This is a genomic window from Nocardioides sp. NBC_00850 (assembly GCF_045207335.1).
Lineage (GTDB): Bacteria > Actinomycetota > Actinomycetes > Propionibacteriales > Nocardioidaceae > Nocardioides.
On sequence record NZ_CP108845.1, the window covers coordinates 3,718,125 to 3,738,652 of the forward strand.

22 protein-coding genes are annotated in these 20,528 nt (G+C 68.9%); 18 read left to right on the forward strand and 4 right to left on the reverse strand.

The window, feature by feature from the left end; all coding sequences use genetic code 11:
• Nucleotides 1-2: 2 nt before the first annotated feature.
• Nucleotides 3-839: a proteasome subunit beta gene (gene prcB, locus OH802_RS18000; RefSeq protein WP_406020687.1), complete on the forward strand. Its 837-nt coding sequence runs from the start codon at nt 3-5 to the stop codon at nt 837-839.
• Entirely contained in the window at nt 836-1,672 is an 837-nt protein-coding gene (gene prcA, locus OH802_RS18005; protein WP_406020689.1) for a proteasome subunit alpha, read from the forward strand. The genes prcB and prcA overlap by 4 nt, the downstream gene beginning before the upstream one ends.
• 66 nt (nt 1,673-1,738) lie before the next feature.
• Here prcA and OH802_RS18010 read toward each other — a convergent pair whose 3' ends face one another.
• Together OH802_RS18010 and OH802_RS18015 are read right to left on the reverse strand one after the other, a co-directional pair.
• Nucleotides 1,739-2,179 (reverse strand): VOC family protein, encoded by a 441-nt coding sequence (locus tag OH802_RS18010; RefSeq protein ID WP_406020691.1) that lies wholly within the window; start codon nt 2,177-2,179, stop codon nt 1,739-1,741.
• A gap of 111 nt (nt 2,180-2,290) precedes the next feature.
• Nucleotides 2,291-3,745 (reverse strand): SulP family inorganic anion transporter, encoded by a 1,455-nt coding sequence (locus tag OH802_RS18015; RefSeq protein ID WP_406029341.1) that lies wholly within the window; start codon nt 3,743-3,745, stop codon nt 2,291-2,293.
• Between the two features lie 225 nt (nt 3,746-3,970).
• On the opposite strand from OH802_RS18015, the gene pafA reads away from it, so the two are divergent.
• The 11 genes from pafA (at nt 3,971) to OH802_RS18070 (ending at nt 16,127) form a co-directional block, all read left to right on the forward strand.
• Nucleotides 3,971-5,332: a Pup--protein ligase gene (gene pafA, locus OH802_RS18020; protein WP_355021337.1), complete on the forward strand. Its 1,362-nt coding sequence runs from the start codon at nt 3,971-3,973 to the stop codon at nt 5,330-5,332.
• Nucleotides 5,333-5,431: 99 nt separating this feature from the next.
• Nucleotides 5,432-6,412: an FKBP-type peptidyl-prolyl cis-trans isomerase gene (locus OH802_RS18025; RefSeq protein WP_406020693.1), complete on the forward strand. Its 981-nt coding sequence runs from the start codon at nt 5,432-5,434 to the stop codon at nt 6,410-6,412.
• 24 nt (nt 6,413-6,436) lie between these two features.
• Complete coding sequence (locus OH802_RS18030; protein ID WP_406020695.1) at nt 6,437-7,420, forward strand: helix-turn-helix transcriptional regulator; 984 nt, start codon at nt 6,437-6,439, stop codon at nt 7,418-7,420.
• Nucleotides 7,417-8,469, forward strand: a complete 1,053-nt coding sequence (locus tag OH802_RS18035) for a helix-turn-helix transcriptional regulator (RefSeq protein ID WP_406020697.1) — start codon at nt 7,417-7,419, stop codon at nt 8,467-8,469. The genes OH802_RS18030 and OH802_RS18035 overlap by 4 nt, the downstream gene beginning before the upstream one ends.
• A 38-nt stretch (nt 8,470-8,507) precedes the next feature.
• The gene (gene tatA, locus OH802_RS18040) at nt 8,508-8,801 is read left to right on the forward strand and encodes a twin-arginine translocase TatA/TatE family subunit (RefSeq protein WP_141804833.1); all 294 of its coding nucleotides are present in this window, start codon (nt 8,508-8,510) and stop codon (nt 8,799-8,801) included.
• Nucleotides 8,802-8,809: 8 nt separating this feature from the next.
• Nucleotides 8,810-9,655, forward strand: a complete 846-nt coding sequence (tatC, locus tag OH802_RS18045) for a twin-arginine translocase subunit TatC (protein WP_406020700.1) — start codon at nt 8,810-8,812, stop codon at nt 9,653-9,655.
• A gap of 17 nt (nt 9,656-9,672) precedes the next feature.
• Nucleotides 9,673-10,572 carry a diacylglycerol/lipid kinase family protein gene (locus OH802_RS18050; RefSeq protein WP_406020702.1) on the forward strand — a complete coding sequence of 300 codons (900 nt, stop codon included), beginning with the start codon at nt 9,673-9,675 and terminating at the stop codon, nt 10,570-10,572.
• Nucleotides 10,573-10,602: 30 nt separating this feature from the next.
• Nucleotides 10,603-13,383 (forward strand): DEAD/DEAH box helicase, encoded by a 2,781-nt coding sequence (locus OH802_RS18055; protein WP_406020704.1) that lies wholly within the window; start codon nt 10,603-10,605, stop codon nt 13,381-13,383.
• Nucleotides 13,384-13,555: 172 nt separating this feature from the next.
• Entirely contained in the window at nt 13,556-14,662 is a 1,107-nt protein-coding gene (locus OH802_RS18060; protein WP_406020706.1) for a ferrochelatase, read from the forward strand.
• A gap of 33 nt (nt 14,663-14,695) precedes the next feature.
• The gene (locus OH802_RS18065) at nt 14,696-15,571 is read left to right on the forward strand and encodes an inositol monophosphatase family protein (RefSeq protein ID WP_406020708.1); all 876 of its coding nucleotides are present in this window, start codon (nt 14,696-14,698) and stop codon (nt 15,569-15,571) included.
• A gap of 265 nt (nt 15,572-15,836) precedes the next feature.
• Complete coding sequence (locus tag OH802_RS18070; RefSeq protein ID WP_040755057.1) at nt 15,837-16,127, forward strand: DUF4193 domain-containing protein; 291 nt, start codon at nt 15,837-15,839, stop codon at nt 16,125-16,127.
• A 163-nt stretch (nt 16,128-16,290) separates the two neighbouring features.
• On the opposite strand, the gene OH802_RS18075 is transcribed toward OH802_RS18070, so the two are convergent.
• Both OH802_RS18075 and OH802_RS18080 read right to left on the reverse strand, forming a co-directional pair.
• Nucleotides 16,291-16,605 carry a DUF4235 domain-containing protein gene (locus OH802_RS18075; protein ID WP_406020711.1) on the reverse strand — a complete coding sequence of 105 codons (315 nt, stop codon included), beginning with the start codon at nt 16,603-16,605 and terminating at the stop codon, nt 16,291-16,293.
• A gap of 35 nt (nt 16,606-16,640) precedes the next feature.
• Nucleotides 16,641-17,099 (reverse strand): DUF3093 domain-containing protein, encoded by a 459-nt coding sequence (locus OH802_RS18080; protein ID WP_406020713.1) that lies wholly within the window; start codon nt 17,097-17,099, stop codon nt 16,641-16,643.
• 73 nt (nt 17,100-17,172) lie between these two features.
• On the opposite strand from OH802_RS18080, the gene dut reads away from it, so the two are divergent.
• The 5 genes from dut to OH802_RS18105 are packed head-to-tail and all read left to right on the forward strand — an operon-like array spanning nt 17,173 to nt 20,514.
• On the forward strand, nt 17,173-17,625 hold the full coding sequence (dut, locus tag OH802_RS18085) for a dUTP diphosphatase (protein ID WP_406020715.1): 453 nt from the start codon (nt 17,173-17,175) through the stop codon (nt 17,623-17,625).
• A 52-nt stretch (nt 17,626-17,677) separates the two neighbouring features.
• Nucleotides 17,678-18,340, forward strand: coding sequence for a DUF3710 domain-containing protein (locus OH802_RS18090; protein WP_355224878.1), 663 nt, complete (start codon nt 17,678-17,680; stop codon nt 18,338-18,340).
• Nucleotides 18,341-18,347: 7 nt separating this feature from the next.
• On the forward strand, nt 18,348-18,719 hold the full coding sequence (locus tag OH802_RS18095; protein WP_355224876.1) for an OB-fold nucleic acid binding domain-containing protein: 372 nt from the start codon (nt 18,348-18,350) through the stop codon (nt 18,717-18,719).
• Between the two features lie 11 nt (nt 18,720-18,730).
• Entirely contained in the window at nt 18,731-19,471 is a 741-nt protein-coding gene (locus tag OH802_RS18100; RefSeq protein WP_406020717.1) for a DUF3159 domain-containing protein, read from the forward strand.
• Nucleotides 19,468-20,514, forward strand: coding sequence for a hypothetical protein (locus tag OH802_RS18105; RefSeq protein ID WP_406020719.1), 1,047 nt, complete (start codon nt 19,468-19,470; stop codon nt 20,512-20,514). The genes OH802_RS18100 and OH802_RS18105 overlap by 4 nt, the downstream gene beginning before the upstream one ends.
• The last annotated feature ends 14 nt before the right edge of the window (nt 20,515-20,528 follow it).

Consider the following 20,528-nt stretch of genomic DNA (forward strand, 5'->3'; position numbering starts at 1 on the left):
AGATGTCCGAATCCCGTATCCCGGCTGCCTACATGACGCCGGGCACCTCGTCCTTTGCCGATTTTCTGACGGCCCAGTCCCCGGAGCTGCTCCCGCGACGCGACGCCGTTCCGGGCAATCTGAGCGACATCGCCCCGCACGGCACCACGATCGTCGCGGCCACCTTCCCCGGTGGCGTGATCATCGCCGGTGACCGGCGGGCGACCCAGGGCAACCTGATCGCCGAGCGCGACATGCGCAAGGTCTTCCCGTCCGACGAATACTCCGCGGTCGGCATCGCCGGCTCAGCGGGGCTCGCGGTCGAGCTGGTCAAGCTCTTCCAGACCGAGCTGGAGCACTACGAGAAGATCGAGGGCACCACGCTCTCGATCGAGGGCAAGGCCAGCCGGCTCTCCGCCCTCGTCCGGGGCAACCTCCCGATGGCCATGCAGGGCCTGGTCGTGGTGCCGCTCTTCGTCGGGTTCGACCCCGAGGCCGGCAAGGGAAAGATCTATGGGTACGACCCGACCGGCGGCCGTTACGAGCAGACCGGATACTCCGGTGTCGGGTCGGGCTCGCTGTTCGCCAAGGGGGCCCTCAAGAAGCTCTACCGGGCTGACCTCGACGAGGCCACCCTGGTCGCGGTCCTGGTCCAGGCGCTCTACGACGCGGCCGACGACGACTCGGCCACCGGCGGCCCGGATCTGTCCCGCAAGCTGTTCCCGCTGGTCCACGTGATCACCGCGGACGGTGGGCGCACGCTGCCCGACGCCGAGGTCGCGGCGGTTGCCGAGGCCGTCATCACCGGGAGGCTGCAGCGGCCCGACGGTCCCATCGCCGAGCTGGAGGGTGGCCGATGAGCACTCCGTTCTATGTCTCTCCCGAGCAGCTGATGCGCGACCGCGCGGACTTCGCGCGCAAGGGCATCTCCCGGGGTCGGGCGCTGGTCTCGCTCCAGTACGCCGACGGCATCGTGTTCGCCTCCGAGAACCCCTCGGCGGCGCTGCACAAGGTGAGCGAGATCTATGACCGGATCGCCTTCGCCGCGGTCGGGCGCTACAACGAGTTCGAGAACCTTCGCATCGCCGGGGTGCGGCTGGCCGACATGCGCGGCTACGCCTACGACCGGCGCGACGTCACCGGGCGTGGCCTGGCCAACGCCTACGCCCAGACCCTCGGCACGATCTTCTCCTCGGGCGGGGAGAAGCCCTACGAGGTCGAGCTGTTCGTCGGTGAGATCGGTGACTCCGCGGAGGACGACCAGCTCTACCGGCTCACCTACGACGGCCAGGTCGTCGACGAGCACGGCTTCGCGGCCATCGGTGGTGCGGCCGAGGCAGTCGGTGGCTACCTCAAGGAGCGCTACACCGAAGGCGCCTCGCTCGAGGACGCCATCAAGCTGGCGGTCGCCGCGTTGGGCCACACCGACACCGACGACCGCGAGATCGCCGCCAAGGACCTCGAGGTCGCGGTCCTCGACCGCAACCGCACCCAGCCGCGCAAGTTCCGCAGGATCCGGCCGGCGACGCTGCTCGAGATCCTCGGTTCGGCCGTCGCGGAGGTCGAGGCAGCCAAGCCGGCCGCCGTCGAGCCGCCCGCCGACAAGCCGGCGGAGAAGCCGGTCAGCGACGCGCCCTTGGCCCCGCCGGCCGACGACGATGGCGAGCCGCCGATCGCCCCGCCGCTCGACTGAGCCCAGAGACGTGGGAGTGCTGAGTCACCAGGTGACCTCAGCACTCCCATGTCGCATTTCCAGGTGTCAGCCGACCTGATCCGAGAGCGAGACGACGATGCCCTCGGGCCCGCGGACGTACGCCATCCGCACGATGTCCTCGTAGACGCCGACTCCGCCGACCAGCCCGTAGCCCTTCTCCGCCAACTCCGCGAGGACCGCGTCGAGGTCGTCGACCTGGAAGCAGACGTTGCGCAGTCCCAGCATGTTGGCCATCGCGTCAGGCGTGCCGGGCACGTGGTCGGGACGTACGAACCGGGCGAGCTCGAGGGTGGTGTCGCCACCCGGCGGGCGCAGCATCACGACCTCGCAGCGTGATCCCGGGATCCCGCAGACGGTGTCGATGAACTCGCCCTCGACGAACGTACGTCCCTCGATCTCCAGGCCCAGGCCGACGAAGAACTCCGTGGCCAGATCGATGTCGGCGACGGTGATGCCGATGTGGTCGAACTTCAACAGGTGTGTCATGACTGCCATCCTCGTACTGTGCTCGTCGTTGTGGCGGGTGCTTTCGACGAGGGAACGAGGCCGGCGCGCCGATCTCTACATCGTCGGCGACACGAATTCTCCGCGCCGAGGTCAGTGACCGCTGAGCTGACCGGTCAGCCGCTCGTGCCGGTCGGCGCTGGAAGGGTTCAGGCCGACGATGCGTACGGACTTGTTCTTGGTCGCGTACTTGTGGGTGATCGCGTCGAGCGCCGCGACGGTGGAGGCGTCCCAGATGTGGGAGTCGGAGAGGTCGATGACGACCTCGTCGGGGTCGTCGGCGTACTCGAACTGGGTGTAGAGGTCGTTGCTGGAGGCGAAGAAGAGCTCGCCGGTGACCCGGTAGACGGCCCTCATGCTGCCGTCGGCGTCCTCGACGAGCTCCCGGTGCGTGTGGGTCAGGTGGGCGACGCGGCGCGCGAAGAGGGTCATCGCGACCAGGACCCCGACGATGACGCCGATCGCGAGGTTGCGGGTCGCGACGGTGACCGCGACGGTCGTGAGCATCACCGCGGTCTCCGAGAGCGGCATCCGCCGCAGGGTGGCGGGCCGGACCGAGTGCCAGTCGAAGGCGCTGACCGAGACCATGATCATCACCGCGACCAGGGCGGCCATCGGGATCAGCGCGACGGTGTCGCCGAAGCCGACGACAAGGATGAGCAGGAAGACCCCGGCGAGGAAGGTGGACAGGCGCGTACGGGCGCCGGAGACCTTCACGTTGATCATCGTCTGACCGACCACCGCGCAGCCGCCCATGCCGCCGAAGAAGCCGGTGATCAGGTTCGCGAGACCCTGAGCGCCGGCCTCGCGGGTCTTGTCGGAGTGGGTGTCGGTGATGTCGTCGACGAGCTTGGCGGTCAGCAGCGACTCGAGCAGGCCGACCAGCGCCATGCCGAGGGCGTACGGGGCGATGATCTGCAGCGTGTCGAACGTGAGAGGTACGTCGGGAAGGAACCAGGTCGGCAGGCTGTCGGGCAGCTTGCCCTGGTCGCCGACGTTCGGTACGTCGACCGCGCCGATGACGGTGAAGGCGGTGAGCGCGACGATCGCGACCAGCGGGGCCGGGATGACCTTGTTGATCCGTGGGAACCCGACGATGACGGCGATGCCCACGGCGATCATCGGGTAGACCGCCCAGGGCACGTCGACCATATGGACGATCTGCGCCTCGAGGACGAGGATCGCGAGCGCGTTGACGAAGCCGACCATCACCGAGCGGGGGAGGAAGCGCATCAGCCGGGCCACCCCGGCCAGCGCCAGCCCGATCTGGATCAGGCCGCCCAGGAGCACCGTCGCGATCAGGTAGTCGTAGCCGTGGTCCCGCATCACCGGGGCGATCACCAGCGCGACCGCGCCGGTGGCCGCCGAGATCATCGCAGGCCGTCCGCCGAGGAACGAGATCGCGACGGCCATGGTGAAGGACGCGAACAGCCCGACCCGCGGGTCGACCCCGGCGATGATCGAGAACGAGATCGCCTCGGGGATCAGCGCGAGCGCGACGACGAGACCCGCCAGCACCTCCGTACGCAGCAGCCGCGGCGAACGCAGCGCCGCGAGGACGCCCGGTTCGTTGCTGGCGGAGGAGGAAGGCAGCGGTGAGGGCACGAGCCGCAATCCTACGGCTGGCCGTCCTCGTCGCCGGCTTCGTGAGCGATGTGAGGTTCGACCCTTCCGGCGCCGGGTCGCGGTCGGCGTGCCGGTGGACGGCGCGCCCCGCCGTGTCGTACGTCTGAACGCCTCCGGAGTGACCGTCGACCGTCTAGGGTTTCAGGTATGGACAGGCGCATCTTCGGCATCGAGAACGAGTACGGCGTGACCTGCACGTTCCGCGGCCAGCGGCGGCTGAGCCCGGACGAGGTGGCCCGCTATCTCTTCCGCAAGGTCGTGAGCTGGGGCCGCAGCTCGAACGTGTTCCTCAGGAACGGCGCGAGGCTCTACCTCGACGTCGGCTCCCACCCCGAGTACGCCACGCCCGAGTGCGATGACGTGATCTCGGTCGTCACTCACGACAAGGCGGGGGAGCGGATCCTGGAGGGGCTGCTCCTCGACGCCGAGCAGCGGTTGCACGACGAGGGCATCGCCGGCGACATCTATCTGTTCAAGAACAACACCGACTCGGCCGGCAACTCCTACGGCTGCCACGAGAACTACATGGTCAGCCGCGCCGGGGAGTTCTCCAAGCTCGCCGACGTGCTCATCCCGTTCCTGGTCACCCGCCAGCTCATCGTCGGCGCCGGCAAGGTCACCCACACCCCGCGAGGTGCCGGGTTCGCGGTCTCCCAGCGCGCCGAGCACATCTGGGAGGGCGTCTCGTCGGCGACGACACGGTCCCGGCCGATCATCAACACCCGCGACGAGCCGCACGCGGACGCCGAGAAGTACCGGCGCCTCCACGTCATCGTCGGTGACTCGAACATGTCCGAGACCACCACGATGCTCAAGATCGCCAGCTGCCACCTGGTGCTGCGGATGATCGAGGAGGGCGTCGTCCTGCGCGACATGACGATGGAGAACCCGATCCGCGCCATCCGCGAGATCGCCCACGACCTGACCGGCCGGCGCAAGGTGCGGCTGGCCAACGGCCGCGAGGCCAGTGCCCTGGACATCCAGAACGAATACCTGAGCAAGGCTCGCGAGTTCGTGGATCGCCGCGAGATCACCGACCCGACCATGCTCGCCGCCCTCGACCTGTGGGAGCGCGGCCTGAAGGCGATCGAGTCCGACGACCTCTCCCTCGTCGACCGCGAGATCGACTGGGTGATCAAGTGGAAGCTGATCGATCGCTACCGCGCCAAGCACGGCATTCCGCTGGGCCACGCGCGCGTCGCCCAGCTCGACCTCGCCTACCACGACATCCACCGCAACCGCGGCCTCTACTACCTGCTGGAGAAGAAGGGCGCGGTCAAGCGGGCGACCACCGACCTGAAGATCTTCGAGGCCAAGTCGGTGCCGCCGCAGACGACTCGTGCCCGGCTCCGCGGCGAGTTCATCAAGAAGGCGCAGGAGCGCCGCCGCGACTTCACCGTCGACTGGGTCCACCTCAAGCTCAACGACCAGGCCCAGCGCACCGTGCTGTGCAAGGACCCTCTCAAGGCGTACGACGAGCGCGTCCAGCGGCTGATCGACGGCATGTGACACCCCTGCCGGGGTGGCTTCGCTGCGGGGTAACCACCGGGCGGATATGGTGTGCTCCGCTGTCGTCTGTCTCTATTTCACGTCACGAAGGTTTGCACTGTGCCCACTGCTCCTCGGCCTCGTCTGCGCCACGCGCTGAGCGCGCTGGCCGTCACCCTGCTCATCCCGGCTCTGGTCGCCTGTGGCGGCGAGGAGAAGACGGGGTACGGCGATGAGACCGTCTCCGGCTTCGACGGCGTCACGGTCTCAGCCGCGGTCGACAAGGCGCCCACGCTGAAGTGGGAGTCCGCGATCGCCTACCCCAAGGACCCCAAGGTCAAGACGCTGACCGAGGGCAAGGGTGAGGAGATCCCGGAGGGCCGCGGCGTGTTCGCCAAGATCTACATCGGCAACGCCACCACCCTGGACAAGGAGTGGGCCTACGAGAGCCAGGCGCCCGAGGGTGAGGAGCTCCCGGCGGAGAAGCCGTGGAGCACCATCCTGAAGGGCGCCAAGGTCGGCGACCGGATCGAGGCCATCGTCGGCTCGGCCGACCTGCTCGGCGAGGGCGGCAACCCGCAGATGGGCATCGGCAACCACGACACGCTGCTGGTCGTCGTCGACGTGGTGAAGCCCGCCGCCGACAAGACGCCGAAGGACGTCGACGCCTCCGAGCTCCCGAAGGTCGTCGAGAAGAACGGCAAGCCGACCGGCTTCGACTTCACCGGCATCGCCAAGCCGAAGGCCGACGACGGGCTCAAGCGGGCCATCGTCACCGAGGGCGACGGCGAGGAGATCACCACCGACCAGACGGTCACTGCCAACTACCTCGGCATGACCTACGGCGCCAAGAAGCCCTTCGACGAGAGCTTCAGCAAGGAGGCCGTGCCGTTCGCCCTCAACCAGGTGGTCGCGGGCTGGACCAACGGCCTGGAGGGCGTCAAGGTCGGCAGCCGTGTTCTGCTGCAGATCCCGCCGGAGCTGGGCTACGGTGCAGAGGAGAAGCCGGGCCAGGGCGGCACGCCGGGGATCCCGGCCAACAGCACGCTCTACTTCGTCATCGACGTCGTCAAGGCCGAAGCCACCCCGGCGCCGCAGTAGAAGAGTCTCTAGGGGGAGAACACCGTGGCGGCGGGTAAGACCGAGCGGTTGATGAACCTGCTCATCATGCTGCTCGTGCAGCGTGACAACGTGTCGAAGGAGCGGATCCGCGAGGTCCTCTACCCGTCGTCCCACGGTGAGGCGTTCGAGAAGATGTTCGAGCGCGACAAGGAGGAGTTGCGCAGCCTCGGTGTGCCGATCGAGACCGGGGTGATCGACTCCTTCTTCGAGGACGAGATCGGCTACCGGGTCAGCCCCGAGCAGTTCGCGCTGCCGCCGATCACCCTCGAGGCCGACGAGCTCGCCGTGGTCGCCCTGGCCACCAAGGTCTGGGAGAACGCCTCGATGGCGGAGGCGACCACGGAGGCCGTACGCAAGCTCAACGCCGCCGGGCTCGAGACCGATGTCTCGGCGCTGGAGATCGTGCAGCCGCGGCTGGCCGCTGAGGAGGGCTCCTTCGACGTCTTCGTGGCGGCGACCCAGGACCGGCAGATCGTCGAGTTCGACTACCGCGGGTCGCGGGCGGCCGAGCCGTCCCATCGGCGGCTGCAGCCGTGGGGCGTGGTGCGCTACTCGGGCCGTTGGTACGCCGTCGGCCACGACGTCGACCGCGACGACACCCGCATCTTCCGGCTCTCCCGCGTCCTGGGGGAGGCTCGGGCGGTCGGCGAGTTCGATGCCTTCGAGGTGCCGGCCGAGGTGGACGTACGCGATATCGCACGAACCCTGGCGCCGGCACCGCCCACCGGGAAGGCGGTCCTGCTGCTGCGGCAGGGGAGCGGCTACACCCTCCGCCGGGCCGCCGACTCCACCGAGTCCGGAGTGACCGGACCCGACGGCAGCGACGACTGGGACCGCGTGGTGCTGACCCGGGTGCCCGCCGACCTGGTCGGGGCGGTGCTGGGCCACGGCCCCGACGCCTACGTCGAGGAGCCCGAGGACCTGCGCCGCGAGGTCGGCACGCGGCTGGAGCAGCTGGTGGCGCGCCTGGACGGAGCCGCACGATGACCGCGACAGGTGCGAGCGGCGCCAAGGGCCAGGTCGGGCGTCTGCTGACGCTGGTGCCCTACCTCTACTCCCAGGAGGACGACGTACGCCTCGACAAGGCGGCCGCCGACCTCGGCGTCGAGGAGAAGCAGCTGGTCAAGGACCTGCAGGTGCTCTTCATGTGCGGCCTGCCCGGCGGCTACCCCGACGACCTGATCGACGTCGACATCGACGCCTTGACCGAGCCCGACGGCGACCGGGTCATCCGGATCTCCAACGCCGACTACCTCGACCGCCAGCTGAGGTTGACCCCGATCGAGGCCACCGCCGTGATCGTCGCGCTGCGCGCGCTGCGGGGCGGAGCGGTGAGTGCGGAGACCAAGGAGGTCGTCGACCGTACGCTGGCCAAGCTCGAGCAGGCGGCCGCCGAGGGCGCCGCGGCGCGTGTCGACCCCGGCGAGGAGCTGATCGACACCTCGCTCGTCCAGATCCATGCCGCGATCGCGACCGCGATCGACCAGGGTCGCCAGGTACGCATCGACTACTGGGTCCCGGCGCGCGACGAGGAGTCCTCGCGGGTCATCGATCCGCGCGCGCTGGTCTCGATCCGCGACATCGAGTATCTCGACGCTTGGTGCCACACCGCCGAGGCGCCGCGCAGCTTCCGCCTCGACCGGATCAGAGGCGCCGAGGTGCTCGACACCCCGGTGGCCACAGACCCCGAGGACGGCGCGAGCGCCGAGGACGCGGCCGGGTTGCTGGAGCGTACGGACTACGGCACGGTCGTCCGGGTGCGGCTGGCTCCCGAGGCCCGCTGGGTCGGTGAATACTATTCGGTGATCGACCCGGTCGAGCTGGCCGGTGGCGGGCTCGAAGTGGGGCTGCGGGTCTACGACCAGCGCTGGCTCACCCGCTTCCTGCTCCGGCTCGCGCCCCATGCCGAGCTCTTGCCTGAGGACGCCCGAAGCGTGGAGGCCGACGCCCGAAGGGCGCAGATGAGCACAGAGTTCACTGAATCGTTTGCCGCGTCTGCGCGGCAGGCACTCGGCCTGTACCGTACGGGCGCGTAGACTTCTGGCGTTCCCCCTAGACGTAGATGAGGTAGTTCATGTTCACTCCATTGATCGGTATGCCGCAGGGAGCCGAGTGGCTCATCATCTTGGCGATCGTCATCCTCGTCTTCGGCGCCGCCAAGCTTCCTGAGCTCGCCCGCGGCACCGGTCAGGCGCTGCGTATCTTCAAGACCGAGACCAAGGGTCTTCGCGACGAGGACGAGAAGGAGAAGGGCGACAAGGCCGAGAAGCCGGCCGAGCTCACTGCCTCCGAGCAGGAGCGGATCGCCGAGCTCGAGCGTCGTGAGGCCGAGATCAAGGCCGAGCGCGAGCGCCTCTCCGGCAACTGAGGCCGACCTTGTCCATCGCCGGTGTTGTCGCGGTCTTCCGCGGCACCCCCAAGCACGCCATCGGCGACGACGGCCGGATGGCGCTCTCCGACCACCTGCGTGAGCTCCGCGCGCGGGTGATCAAGGCTGCCCTGGCTCTGGTCGTCGGTTTCATCGTCGCGCTGTTCTTCTTCGAGCAGCTCTTCGGCCTCGTCATGGACCCCTATCTCAAGGCCGTCGAGATGATGGACACGAACAGCGGGGCCGAGTCGCTCAGCTCCGTCAACGGGGCAGCGGGCGGCTTCATGCTCTACCTGAAGCTGTGCGGCTTGGCCGCCTTCATCGGCACGAGCCCGATCTGGCTCTACCAGATCTGGGCGTTCCTGATGCCGGGGCTGCACCCCCATGAGAAGAAGATGTCGCGGATCTTCGTGGCCGTCGCCAGCCCTCTGTTCCTGGCCGGTGTCCTGCTTGGCTACGTCACCTTGCCCAAGGGCTTGGAGATCCTGTTCGGATTCATCCCCGATGGGCTGACCAACATCGTCGAGTTCAGCGACTACCTCAGCTTCCTGAGCCGTACGCTGCTGGTCTTCGGCATCGCCTTCGAGATCCCGGTCTTCGTGATCATGCTCAACCGCATCGGGGTGCTGCCTGGAGCTGCGCTGGCGAAGTACCGCGCCTGGATCATCGTCGGCTCCTTCGTCTTCGCCGCCATCGCGACCCCGTCGGGTGACCCGTTCACGATGACGATCATGGCCGGCCCGATGGTCGTCCTCTTCGGGATCTCCGAGGTCATCGCCCGGGCGCACGACAGGCGGAAGGCCAGCAAGCGCAAGGACATGATCGGGGATCCTGACGTCCCGTCGGTGATCTGACCACTAGTCTTCACCGGGTGACGCGCCAGATCGCCCTGCTCGCCAACCCCACCGCCGGCCGTGGCCACGCCGACCAGATCCTCGATGCGGTCACCGCGAGGCTGGTGGCCTCGGGGGCCGCGGTCGAGCACCTGATCGGCGACGACGCCGAGCATGCTCTCGAGCTGGCCCGGAAGGCGGCTGCCGATGGGGTCGACACGGTCGTGACCCTCGGCGGCGACGGCATGGTCCACGTCGCGGTCCAGGCACTGGCCGAGACCGGGGTCAGCCTCGGCGTCGTCCCGCTCGGGACCGGCAACGACTTCGCGCGGGCGCTCGGGATCCCGGCCGGAGACCCGCTCGCCGCAGCCGACGTGGTCGTACGCAACCACGCCCGTCGCATCGACCTCGGCCGCAGCGGGGACACTTGGTTCGCGACCGTCTTGGCGGCCGGGTTCGACGCGGCGGTCAACGAGCGGGCCAACGCGATGAGGTGGCCCCACGGCGACCTCCGCTACACGTTCGCCGCGCTGTCGGTGATCCGCAGCTGGAAGCCTGTGCTCTACCGGCTCGAGATCCAGGACGCGACCGGCGCGACCACGGTCCGCGAGCAGGAGGCCATGCTACTTGCGATCGCCAACACCGAGTCGTACGGGGGAGGCCTGAGGATCGCGGCGGAGTGCGACCCCGCCGACGGCCTGCTGGACGCCATCCTCATCAAGCCGGTCTCGCGGCTGGAGTTCCTACGCGTCTTCCCGGGCGTACGCCAGGCCAAGCACCTCACCCATCCGGCCTTCGAGCGCATCCGTGCCCGCCGGATCAAGGCCTCGGCTCCCGGCGTGATCGCCTACAGCGACGGCGAGCGCCTCGGGCCGCTGCCGCTCGACGTCGAGTGCGTGCCGTCCGCTCTCGGCGTACTCGTGCCGCCGCCGTCCTGATTGTCGGTGTCGGTCGATAGGCTCGGGACCATGGACGCCTCGCCAGCGGAGAAGTACGCCGCTTTCAAGCGTGACAAGGACTACCCCGTCTTCCGGGACTTTGCCTCGCTCTACGACTTCGGGCTCGACGACTTCCAGGTCGAGGCGTGCAAGGAGATCGAGGAGGGCAAGGGCGTCCTGGTCGCCGCGCCGACCGGGTCGGGCAAGACGATCGTCGGTGAGTTCGCCATCCACCTGGCGCTCGCGACCGGCCGCAAGGCGTTCTACACGACCCCGATCAAGGCGCTCTCCAACCAGAAGTACAACGACCTGGTCAAGCGCTACGGCCCCGATCAGGTCGGCCTGCTGACCGGCGACAACGTCGTCAACGGCGAGGCGCCGGTCGTGGTGATGACCACCGAGGTGCTGCGCAACATGCTCTACGCGGGCTCGCACACCCTGGTGGGTCTCGGGTTCGTGGTCATGGACGAGGTCCACTACCTCGCCGACCGCTCCCGCGGCGCGGTCTGGGAGGAGGTCATCATCCACCTGCCCGAGTCGGTCTCGGTCGTCTCGCTGAGCGCGACCGTCTCCAACGCCGAGGAGTTCGGCGAGTGGCTCACCACGGTGCGTGGTGAGACCACCACGATCATCGAGGAGAAGCGGCCGGTGCCGCTCTACCAGCACGTGATGGCCGGCCGGCGGATCATGGACCTGTTCGCCTCCTCCGACGTCGACGCCGCGGCCGGGTTCGTCAAGGAGGGCGCCCCGGTCAACGGCGAGCTGATGAGGCTGGCGCGCGACGACTGGGCGGCCGGACGGATGACCGACCGGCGTACGCCCAAGGACAAGCGCAAGGGCAACGGGAACCGGCGCGTGGGCAACGGGAGGCGGGTCTGGATCCCGTCGCGCGTGGAGGTCATCACCGCCCTGCAGCGCGACAACCTGCTCCCCGCGATCAACTTCGTCTTCTCCCGGGTCGGCTGCGACGCCGCGGTGGGCCAGTGCATCCAGGCAAACCTGCGGCTGACCACGCCCGACGAGCGTGACGAGATCATCGCCTACGTCGAGGAGGCCTGCGCCGACCTGCCCGACGAGGACCGCCACGTCCTCGGCTACCACGACTGGATCGACGGCCTCAGCCGCGGCGTCGCCGCCCACCACGCGGGGCTGCTGCCGGCGTTCAAGCAGGTCGTCGAGGAGCTGTTCCTGCGCGGTCTGGTGAAGGCCGTCTTCGCCACCGAGACGCTCGCGCTGGGCATCAACATGCCCGCCCGCACGGTGGTCATCGAGAAGCTCTCGAAGTGGAACGGCGAGGCCCACGTCAACCTCTCGCCGGGGGAGTACACCCAGCTCGTCGGCCGCGCCGGCCGGCGTGGCCTCGATGTCGAGGGCCACGGCGTCGTGCTCTGGCAGCAGGGGCTCAACCCGCGCGAGCTCGCCGGCCTCGCCTCGACGCGTACCTATCCGCTGCGCTCGAGCTTCAGGCCGTCGTACAACATGGCGGTCAACCTGGTGCACCAGTTCGGCCGGGCGCGCTCGCGCGAGCTGCTGGAGCAGTCGTTCGCGCAGTTCCAGGCCGACAAGGCGGTCGTCGGGCTGGCCCGCCAGGTGCGCAAGGCGGAGGACGCGCTCGAGGGCTACCAGGAGGCCGCGACGTGCGACCGCGGAGACTTCATGGAGTACGCCGCGATCCGCCGCAAGATCTCCGACGTCGAGAAGTCCTCCTCCCGCGAGCGGCGCGCCGACCGCCGCGAGGAGATCATCGAGTCGCTCTCGAAGCTGAAGATCGGTGACGTGATCGACGTGCCGACCGGCAAGTTCGCCGGCTATGCCGTCATCCTCGACCCGGGTTTTGATCCCGACGGTCCTCGTCCCTACGTGATCACCCAGGACCGGCAGGCCCGGCGCCTGGCGATGATGGACTTCAACGTGCCGATCGTCGCCCAGACCCGGCTGCGGGTGCCGAAGTCGTTCAACGGCCGCAACCCGCAGATGCGCCGCGACATGGCCTCGCGGCTGCGGGAGAAGACCCTCGATCTGCGTCCGGTGCCGTACGAGGGGTCGCCGACCTCCCGCAAGGAGCGCAAGAGCTCGGTGGAGACCCAGATCTCCGAGCTGCGGCGCGAGCTGAAGATGCATCCCTGCCATGACTGCCCCGACCGCGAGGACCACGCCCGCTGGGCCGAGCGCTGGTTCAAGCTGTCTCGCGACACCGACACGCTGCGTCGCCGGGTGGAGGCGCGTACGAACACCGTCGCGCGCACCTTCGACCGGGTCTGCGAGGTGCTGGTCGCCCTCGACTACCTCGAGGGCGAGACGGTCACCGAGCGCGGCACCCGCCTGATGCGGCTCTACTCCGAGATGGACCTGGTCGCCGCCGAGGCGCTCCGCGAGGGGCTGTGGGACGACCTGACCCCCTCCGAGCTCGCAGCCGCCCTCTCGGTGCTGGTCTACGAGGCTCGTCGCTCCGACGACGCCACCCCGCCCCGCCTCCCCGGCGGCCGGGTCAAGGACGTCATCGCCGAGACCGTGCGGCTGTGGGGCCAGCTCGACGCCCTCGAGCGCGACCACAAGCTCGACTTCCTCCGCCAGCCCGACCTCGGCTTCGCCTGGGCCGCCTACCGCTGGGCCGAGGGCGACGAGCTCGACGACGTCCTCAGCGAGGTCGAGCTCGCCGCCGGCGACTTCGTCCGCTGGGTCAAGCAGCTCATCGACCTCTGCGGCCAGGTCGCCGACGCCGCCGGCGACGTCCCCCTCCGCCGCACCGCACGCCAGACCATGGACCTGATCAAACGAGGCGTAGTGGCCTACTCCTCCGTCGTCGAGTAGCCCCGCTGGTCGAGCCGCCGGAGTCTTTAGGCGGAGGCGTGTCGAGACAATCCCATCGACCGCGACAGGGGCCGTGTTGGTCTCGACACGCTCGGCCGCGGGCGGCCTCGCGGCTCGACCAGCAGGGGCGGGCGTTTGGTCTGTGGCATAGACGGTGAAATATGATGGGCGGGTGGATGTCTCTCCCTACGATGCCCTGCTGTTCGTCTCTTTCGGGGGGCCGGAGAAGACCGAGGACGTGGTGCCGTTCCTGGAGAACGTGACCCGGGGGCGGGGGATCCCGCGGGAGCGGCTGGTCGAGGTGGGGCAGCACTACTTCGATCGGGGCGGGAAGTCGCCGATCAACGACCAGAACCGGGCCTTCCTGGCGGCGCTGCGCAGCGACCTGGCGGAGAACGGGATCGACCTGCCGGTCTACTGGGGCAACCGCAACTGGGACCCCTACCTGAGCGACACGGTCGCGCAGATGCGGGCCGACGGGATCAAGCGGGCGGCGGTCTTCGCGACCAGCGCCTACTCGTCCTACTCCTCGTGCCGGCAGTACCGCGAGAACCTCTTCGAGGCGTGCGACAACGCCGGTGGAGTCGACCAGACGCCGGTGCTCGACAAGCTGCGGCGCTACTACAACCACCCGGGCTTCGTGGCGCCCGTCGTCGACGGCGTACTCGCCTCTCTCGAGGACCTGCCCGAGGACGATCGTGATGGTGCGCGGATCCTCTTCGTGACCCACTCGATCCCGACCTCGATGAACGACAACGCCGGCCCCGACGGCAACGCGTACGTCGCCCAGCACCTCGACGTGGCCAAGGTGATCGCCGAGCAGGTCGCGCAGCGGCGTGGGGTCACCCACGAGTGGGACCTCGTCTACTGCAGCCGCTCCGGCGCGCCGCACATCCCGTGGCTCGAGCCGGACGTGAACGACCATCTCGAGGACCTGGCGGGCAAGGACGTCGCGGCCGTGGTGATGTGCCCGGTCGGCTTCGTCTCCGACCACATGGAGGTCGTCTACGACCTCGACACCGAGGCCATGGCCACCGCTGAGAAGCTCGGCATCCACGCCCGCCGCAGCCCGACCGCGGGGGAGGACCCGCGCTTCGTGGCTGCCGTACGCGAGCTGCTCCTCGAACGCGCCGCCGCAGAGCGCGGAGGGGCCCCTGAGCGGCCCACCGTGGGTGACTTGGGCCCCGGGCCCGACCGCTGCCCGGCAGGCTGCTGCTTCAACCAGCGCTCGCCGCTGCCGACCCTGTCCGGAGAGGACTCGCCCCAGTACTCCGAGTGATCAGGTGATCAGCCGCGGCATAGGGTCGGCCCCATGACAGAGCATCCAGCGCCGGCTCAGCCCGCACCGCAGTGCCCAATTCCCAAGGCCGGAGACCTGCTCGCGCTCGCGGTGGCGACCGCCCGCGCGGCCGCCGATCTCGTTCGCGAGCGGGCCGCCGGCGTGGTCGAGGTGGCGGCCACGAAGTCGACCGCGACCGATGTTGTCACCGAGGCCGACCGGGACACCGAGGCGCTGATCCGGCGGCTGATCTCCCAGGAGCGTCCGGAGGACGCCTTCTTCGGTGAGGAGGGCGAGGAGACGATGGGCACCAGCGGGGTTCGCTGGATCGTCGACCCGATCGACGGCACCGTCAACTTCCTCTACGGCCTGCCGAGCTACGCGGTCTCGATCGCGGCCGAGTACGCCGGCGAGGTCGTCGCCGGTGCGGTCGTGGACGTGCCCCGCGGCACCCTCTACGCCGCCTTCCGGCAGCCCGACGGATCGGTCGCCGCGGTCAAGAACGGCGAGCCCATCCGCGTACGTCAGCCCGCCGAGCTCGGGCAGCGACTGATCGCCACCGGGTTCTCCTACGACGCCGAGCTCCGCCGGGTTCAGGCCGAAGCACTGGTCCGGTTCCTGCCGGTCGTACGTGACGTTCGTCGCATCGGCTCGGCGGCCCTGGACATCTGCGGGGTGGCCGAGGGAACGCTCGACGGCTACCTCGAGGAGGGGCTGCACCTGTGGGACCATGCCGCGGCCGGCCTGGTCGCGGAAGCCGCCGGTGCTCGCTGGGAGGCGACGACCGGCATCGGCGGTCGCCGGTTCGTGATCGTGGCACCAGCCCACGGCTACGATGAACTACGGAAAGCTGCTGTTCAGGCCGGTTTTCTGCCAGTTGACTCGCTCCCGGGTGTCGTACCCGACTGAAAGCCGCTGGTTGATGTAGATCTATGACCGGCCGGGGGCCGGGAAGGTCCCGGAGCCCCGTCGGTACAGCCGCGTTCACCCACCCGAAACTCGATGCTCATCTATACCCGTGATAGGGAATACCGCCAGATGACAGAACGTTTCGGCGACGCGGATCCGGTTGAGTGTGCGAAATCCGCGTTGATGGTGCACAATCACGGGCCGTGCCGCTGCCCTCGGGGGCGCGCGGGGGGACTGAAGATGAGTGAGAAGGGGAGTGGCGCATATGGCGACGGACTACGACGCACCGCGTAAAAATGAAGAGGACCAGTCCGAGGAGAGCATCGAAGAGCTCAAGGCTCGTCGTCACGACAAGAACTCGGGCAAGGTTGACGAGGACGAGGCCGAGGCGGCCGAGTCGTTCGAGCTCCCGGGAGCTGACCTCAGCCACGAGGAGCTCGCGGTCGAGGTCAAGCCGAAGCAGGAGGACGAGTTCACCTGTATGAGCTGCTTCCTGGTCCACCACCGCAGCCAGTTGGCTGACGAGAAGAAGATGATCTGTTTCGACTGCGCGTGAATCGCAGTCAAAAGCCGCCGAGTCGGCGGGTTTGCATAGCTTGCGCTAGCAAGCGCTCTGTGCAAACGCGCCGACTCGGCGGAAAGCCCGGCGCGAGCCAGGCCGAAAGAGGAAGGCCGCACGGAACCCGTGCGGCCTTCTTGCTATCTCAGGATCTGCTGACTCAGCGCTCGTCCTTCTCCAGCTGCTTGGGCAGCCGACCGACCGACTTGACGTAGTAGTTGGCCGCACGCCGCTGGGCGAACATCCGCGCGAGCGCGACGGTGGCGCCGGTTGCAGCCGACCAGAGCACGGCCTCCACGAGGCGTATGTCGGGGTCGGCGGGGTTCGCCGGTGGCTTGCGTCCGGTGGACGCCTTCCAGCCGGTGGAGAGGACCTTGTTCGTGACCTTTGCGGCCCCGATTCCGCTGACGAGGGCCATGATCGCCCAGACCTTGTCAGCCTTGTCGGCTTTGTCAGCCTTGGTGGACTTGGACATAACTCGAGCCTAGGCCATGGCCGGGAGGTTGCCGCTCAGAGACTCGCTCGGAGCGCGTTGACGGTCTTCGCGAGCGCCACCGGGTGGCGGGTGAAGAGCAGCCAGTAGGGCGCCGGGTCGGCCGGGTCGTCGATGGCGACCCGCACCGCGCGCTTGAGGTAGGGTCGAAGGAGCAGGTACGCCCTGGCGTCGGCGTCGCGCCCCGCCAGGTGATGTGCCTCGGCCTCGTCGAGGGCGACCGCCTCGCCGAGGAAGCGCGCCTCGATCCGGGCGGGCCCGGCACGCAGGACGCCGTCGGCGATCGTGATCCTGGCGTTGCCGTAGACGATCATGGCCAGCGCGAACAGGCCGACGATCGCCGCGGTGATGCCCCAGGCGAGCGCGGCCGGAACCCACAGGATGACCGCGATCCACAGGGTCGCCAGGAACATGACGCCCTGGACCCACCACCGCAGCGGCACGGTCAGTCGCTCGTCGTACGCCGGGGTGCTCACGAATCGTGAGTTTTTCACGTCGGTCAAGGGAGTCACGAATCGGGTGAGCCGTAGAGCATCTAGGGTGCGGGTTGTGTCTGATCTAGAAGTAGCCCTGGTCCGTCTCGACACCGAGCTGCCGCCACCTGCGTACGCCCACCCGGGCGATGCCGGAGCCGACCTGCGGACGACCGTGGACGTGAGCCTGAAGCCGGGGGAGCGCGCACTGGTGCCGACCGGGATCGCGATGGCGCTGCCGGAGGGGTACGTCGGCCTGGTGCACCCGCGCTCCGGGCTGGCCGCCAAGCACGGGCTGTCCATCGTCAACGCCCCCGGCACCGTCGACGCCGGCTACCGCGGCGAGGTGAAGGTGGCGCTGATCAACCTGGACCCTGTCGAGGCGATCGAGCTGTGCCGCGGCGACCGGGTCGCCCAGCTGGTGATCCAGCGCGTCGAGCAGGCTCGGTTCGTCGAGGTCTCCGAATTGCCCGACTCCGTTCGTGGAGATGGGGGATACGGTTCTACAGGGGGCTTCTCCAAGCGCTGAGGGATCAGTGTTAGATAAGTCTCCTCAGAGAATCACCGCAACCTGAAAGCAGATGGTCGTGAAGTTCCGTCGCAAGTCCACGCCCTCCCACCGGGGAGAGCCATCTGCACCGGTCGAGGACGGGCCGATGGCTCCCGAGCGGCCGGTGCCGGCTGCTCCAGAGGTCGGGCCGTTCGACATCGACTCCGTCCCCGACGGGCTGATCACCGGCGACTGGGTGGACCTCGGCTCGATGATGCTCGCGCCGGCGCCGGGCAAGGAGCTGCGCCTGCAGGTGGACGAGAAGTCCGGGCAGATCGCGGCCGTGATGCTGACCGCCGAGGACGGCGCCATGGAGCTGCGTGCCTTCGCCGCGCCCCGCAACGGCGACCTGTGGACCGAGTCGCTGCCGATGCTGCGCGAGGACGTCCAGCAGCGCGGCGGTGCGACCGCCGACCTGGAGGGCCCGTGGGGCACCGAGCTGATCACCCAGATGAAGGTCAAGCTGCCCGACGGCCAGCCGGCCGTCCAGCAGACCCGCATCATCGGCGTCAACGGCCCGCGCTGGATGCTGCGTGCCACCATGATGGGCCGTCCCGCGATGGAGCCGACCGCCGGCAAGGAGTGGGAGAAGCTCCTCGAGCGGGTCGTCGTGCGTCGCGGTGAGGGGGCCAAGCCCAAGGGCGAGGCGCTCGAGGTGAAGCTGCCGCCCAACGCGCGTCGCGTGGAGAAGTGAGCCAGTAGTGTCCAAGGGCCGGCTGCGCGCGAAGCTCAGTGAGTGGGCGAACACCGCCTCGATCGACGCGAGCGAGATCCGTGCGGCCTACGTCGCCAAGGATGTCGCCTCGATCGCCGACGCGCCCGACCGTGAGCCGGTGCGACTGCGGGGGACGTTGCGTACGATCACACTGCGGCCCCGCGGCGGTGTCCCCGCCCTGGAGGCCGAGCTGTTCGACGGCTCCGGCACCCTGACGCTCATCTGGCTGGGACGCCGGCGCATCGCTGGGATCAGCCCGGGCCGGTCCCTGCAGGTGCAGGGCCGCATCGGCCGTACCGATGGCCAGCGCATCATGTTCAACCCCCGCTACGAGCTGATACCGGACCCCAACGAGTGAGCCAACCACACGTGAGCCCCACCTCTGAGCCCCCTGCCGACGGCCAGGGCGATGAGCACGACCACAACCATCCGACGGTCGACACCGTCGAGGCGGTCGTACGCCGCCAGATGTCGGCCGGGCTGGGCGGTGTGCGCGGCATGCTCGAGGCCGGCGTACCCGGCCTGGTCTTCACCATCGCCTGGCTGGTGTTCAAGGACCTCAAGGTCGCGCTGATCGCCTCGGCCGCGACCGCCGCGGCCTTCCTGCTGGTCCGGCTCGTGCAGCGCTCGAGCCTGCAGTACGTCGGCAACGCCATCTTCGGCATCCTCATCGGCTTCGCGGTGGTGCGACTGGCCCAGTCCATGGGCGGCACGGCCGAGGAGCAGGCGCTGGCCTACTTCCTGCCCGGCATCCTGATCAGCCTCGGCTACACCGTCGTGGTCGGCGGCCTGTGCCTGATCGGCTGGCCGATCTTCGGCTTCTTCATCGGCGTCGCCAGCGGCGATCCGCTCGAGTGGCACCAGGACAAGCAGATCGTCAAGCTGTGCTCGCGGCTGACCTGGCTGTTCCTGGCTCCCGGAGCGATCGGCGCGGCCATCCAGGGCCCGATCTGGTTCCTGGCCTGGAGTGGGACCATCGACCGCGACTGGGCGATCCTCGCCCTCGGCATCCTCCGCACCGGCCTCGGCTGGGTGCTGCGGATCGCCTGCTACGGCACCATGATCTGGCTCCTCGCCCGCAACCACACGCCGGTCCAGCAGGCTCGATGAACCTGCGCTGGGCCGTCGTCGCCGGCGCTCTCGTCTCGCTCTCGATGGCCGGATGCGAGAGCCCGACCGCGAGCGGCGGCGGCAAGCAGCCCTTCTCGCTGCCCGTTGGACCGACCGAGTGGGACGCCACCGCGCCGGCCTGGTACGCCGACGGCACCCTGCACGTGGGGGAACGGACGGTCGACCTCGGTGATCGCGTGGACCAGTTCGTGCTGGGCGCGACCGGCGCCTACTGGATGCGTGGCGAGACGCTGTGGTTCACCAGCGCCGAGGGCGAGACCGAGAAGGTCGAGAAGGTCGGTTGGGGCAACTTGGCGGTGTCGGCGGATCGCTCGGTCTTCGCGACGGTGGACCAGTCGCGCGGCCCGACCGACGAGTTCGGCACCCATGTGCTCCAGGTGGCGGCGTTCGACACCCGCACCGGTGAGCAGCTCTACCGAACTCCCGACCAGGAGCCCGACGGCGGCGCCGATCTGGCAGATCTCTATGGCGAGATCATGCCCCTGCTGATCGGGGTGAGCGACGAGCGCCTCTTCTTCGACCGAACCACCATCGATCTCGAGGACGGCTCCACGACGCAGGCGAGCGAGGGCCCCGACGGGGAGGTCTACGAGGGTTTTGCCGAGACCCTCTTCCCCGATGGCTTCCACGTCTATCTCGAAGGCGAGGGCCGGCGCCGGGAGGTGGCCGACACCTGGCTGTCCGGGCTGGGGCTGCTCTCCCCGGACCGCAGCACGATCTTCGACACCAGCGAGTGGCCCACCCAGGCCGTCGCGTACGACGCAGCGACCGGGGACCAACGCCCGATCGATGCTCCCTGGGGTCATTTCACGCTGGCCGGGTGGAGTGACCAGGACACGTTCTTCGGCGTCGCGCAGCGCATCGACCAGGACGCCCTCAACGTACTGCGCGCGCAGCAGGTCGTCAGCTGCGAGGTGCGGACCCTCGCGTGCACGCCGGTGAGCCCGGTGATCCCGACCGACGACGAGGACCAGGGTCAGTATCCGACCTTCCTCGTCGAGGGCGCGGCCAACGAGCTCTGAGCGCGCCGTCGGGA

What these genes read in the sequence shown, in the direction of transcription:
- OH802_RS18055 (WP_406020704.1), top strand. Translation starts at nt 10,603, where the DNA reads ATGGACGCCTCGCCAGCGGAGAAGTACGCCGCTTTCAAGCGTGACAAG.
- pafA (WP_355021337.1), top strand. Translation starts at nt 3,971, where the DNA reads ATGGACAGGCGCATCTTCGGCATCGAGAACGAGTACGGCGTGACCTGC.
- OH802_RS18105 (WP_406020719.1), top strand. Translation starts at nt 19,468, where the DNA reads ATGAACCTGCGCTGGGCCGTCGTCGCCGGCGCTCTCGTCTCGCTCTCG.
- OH802_RS18065 (WP_406020708.1), top strand. Translation starts at nt 14,696, where the DNA reads ATGACAGAGCATCCAGCGCCGGCTCAGCCCGCACCGCAGTGCCCAATT.
- prcA (WP_406020689.1), top strand. Translation starts at nt 836, where the DNA reads ATGAGCACTCCGTTCTATGTCTCTCCCGAGCAGCTGATGCGCGACCGC.
- tatA (WP_141804833.1), top strand. Translation starts at nt 8,508, where the DNA reads ATGTTCACTCCATTGATCGGTATGCCGCAGGGAGCCGAGTGGCTCATC.
- prcB (WP_406020687.1), top strand. Translation starts at nt 3, where the DNA reads ATGTCCGAATCCCGTATCCCGGCTGCCTACATGACGCCGGGCACCTCG.
- OH802_RS18090 (WP_355224878.1), top strand. Translation starts at nt 17,678, where the DNA reads ATGGTCGTGAAGTTCCGTCGCAAGTCCACGCCCTCCCACCGGGGAGAG.
- OH802_RS18075 (WP_406020711.1), bottom strand. Translation starts at nt 16,605, where the DNA reads ATGTCCAAGTCCACCAAGGCTGACAAAGCCGACAAGGCTGACAAGGTC.
- OH802_RS18035 (WP_406020697.1), top strand. Translation starts at nt 7,417, where the DNA reads ATGACCGCGACAGGTGCGAGCGGCGCCAAGGGCCAGGTCGGGCGTCTG.
- OH802_RS18070 (WP_040755057.1), top strand. Translation starts at nt 15,837, where the DNA reads ATGGCGACGGACTACGACGCACCGCGTAAAAATGAAGAGGACCAGTCC.
- OH802_RS18010 (WP_406020691.1), bottom strand. Translation starts at nt 2,179, where the DNA reads ATGACACACCTGTTGAAGTTCGACCACATCGGCATCACCGTCGCCGAC.